The 1,809-nt window shown below is 70.6% G+C and carries 2 protein-coding genes; one reads left to right on the top strand and one right to left on the bottom strand.

The window, feature by feature from the left end:
• Positions 1–278: 278 nt before the first annotated feature.
• Positions 279–1,226, bottom strand: a complete 948-nt coding sequence (locus tag FREUN1FDRAFT_RS38995; protein ID WP_157475863.1) for a MurR/RpiR family transcriptional regulator — start codon at positions 1,224–1,226, stop codon at positions 279–281.
• A gap of 322 nt (positions 1,227–1,548) precedes the next feature.
• On the opposite strand from FREUN1FDRAFT_RS38995, the gene FREUN1FDRAFT_RS38990 reads away from it, so the two are divergent.
• Positions 1,549–1,809 (top strand): transposase (locus FREUN1FDRAFT_RS38990; protein WP_006545968.1); only part of this gene is annotated, 261 nt, incomplete at its 3' end.

The following is a 1,809-nucleotide window of genomic DNA, read 5'->3' as shown; positions in this document are numbered from 1 at the left end:
AGTACCCGTTGCGGCTCCGGCGGCATTGTCGGCCGTGCCCGGCGTTCCGTACTACACCGGCTGACCGGTTCCGCTCATCCAGGAGCCGTAAAGATCATCGGCGCCATTCAGGCGCCGGGCCCGGGGAAGGCAGTCCGGGCACTCCGCTGGAAACGCGGCCTGACCCCCGCGTCAGCACAGTCGCGTCGCGCCGCAGGGCGTGCGAATCCGAGTCGACGTCCGTCCGATTCGCTTCGCACGCCCTGCGGCGTTGCTGTTCAGGCCGCGCCCAGCAGCGCTCAGCCGCTGCTCCGGCGGGTGTTCCGGCGCCGTGGCGACGACGTGACCTCACCACGTAGCTGATGGTCGAGCACTTCTTTCAGCGCAAGAGCGGTGTGGGCTGAAAGGGCGGCGGGCATGCGGAGCGTCACAGCGAGCTGCAGCGCGTTCAGCAGCAGCAACGACGACAACCTGCTGGCGATCGTCTCGCTGCCCATGGGCAGGTCCGGCGTGCCCACCACCAGCAGCACCGTCGCGAGTTCGGTGATCGGCCCCGCCGAATAGCTCGTGATCGCGATCACCGGCGCACCTGCGGCCCGCGCGGCCTCCGCTGCCCGCATGGTCGGCTCGTTCGCCCCGCTGCTGGTGATCACCATGCAGACATCGGCCGGGGCCAGCAGGCGGGCCGCGAGCGCCTGTGTGATCGAGTCGGTCGGCGCCTCGGCCGGTCGGCCGATGGTGAGGAAGCGCAGCGCCGCGTCCTGGGCGACCGGCGCCGAGCCGCCGTTCCCGACGAGCAACAGCCTGTTCGCGTTCACCAGCAGGTCGACGGCGGGTGCGACCGCGCTGCGGTCCAGCGGCCCGAGGGCGTCGGTCAGCGCCTGGGCCGCGGTCGCGAAAACAGCGTCGACGAGACGCTCGGGCGGGTCGTCGGGCAGCGGCGCCCGCGTGTCACGCAGCGCGAGAGCCCCGGCCTGGCGGGCGAGTTCGAGCCGCAGGTGCTGGAAGCCTCGGAACCCGAGGTGCTGGCAGGCCCGTACGACGGTCGCCGTCGACACTCCCGCCGCGGCGGCCAGCTCGGCGACCGACCAGTGGACGACATCCTCCGGTCGGGCCAGGCACACTTCGGCCACTCGCCGTTCGCTGCGGATCAAACCCGGCAGCGCGGCCTGGACGACGGCGAACAGCCCGCCGGGCAGCGGGGCCCCTGGCTGCGCGGTGGACGTGTCGTTCCCGGGTGTCGCCATGCAGCATTTCATACACGGCTCGGGCGACTCGGCGTACTGACGATCAAGATTTCCGTGACCGGAGCCGGGTGGATGCCTCTAATGGGACGTACCGGGTCGCTGTAGGGCAGGCTCGGTGCCGGTAGCCGCTGGTAGGTGAGCACTCCGCGCCTCTGGACCGAAGTCGAGTCCTAAGGTCAGACCGTGCCCCTGCCGGTGGTCGGGAGAGCTGACTGCTGATGGGATGTCGTGGCCGTCGAGCAAGACGTGACCACTTGACCATTAGGGCGTGGTGGATCTCCCGTGGGCTGCCGGAACTGCTGCCGGTGCGAAGGAGGCCTGGGTGCTGTTCGTCGGGGACGACTGGGCGGAAGATCACCATGATGTGGAGGTGCAGGACGAGACCGGCCGGCGGCTGACGAAGGCCAGGGTGCCGGAGGGTGCGGCGGGCATCGCCCGGCTGCACGCCATGGTCGGGCGGTATCTTCCCGAGGACGCTGACCCTGGCCAGGTCGTGGTCGGGATCGAGACGGACCGTGGTCCGTGGGTGTCCGCGCTGGTCGCCGCCGGTTACCAGGTGATCGCGGTGAACCCGCTGCAGGCG

Source organism: Parafrankia sp. EUN1f (genome assembly GCF_000177675.1).
Classification (GTDB): Bacteria; Actinomycetota; Actinomycetes; order Frankiales; family Frankiaceae; genus Parafrankia.
Note: the sequence above shows the minus strand (reverse complement) of the source record. Positions and strands in the feature narration are given on the sequence as shown.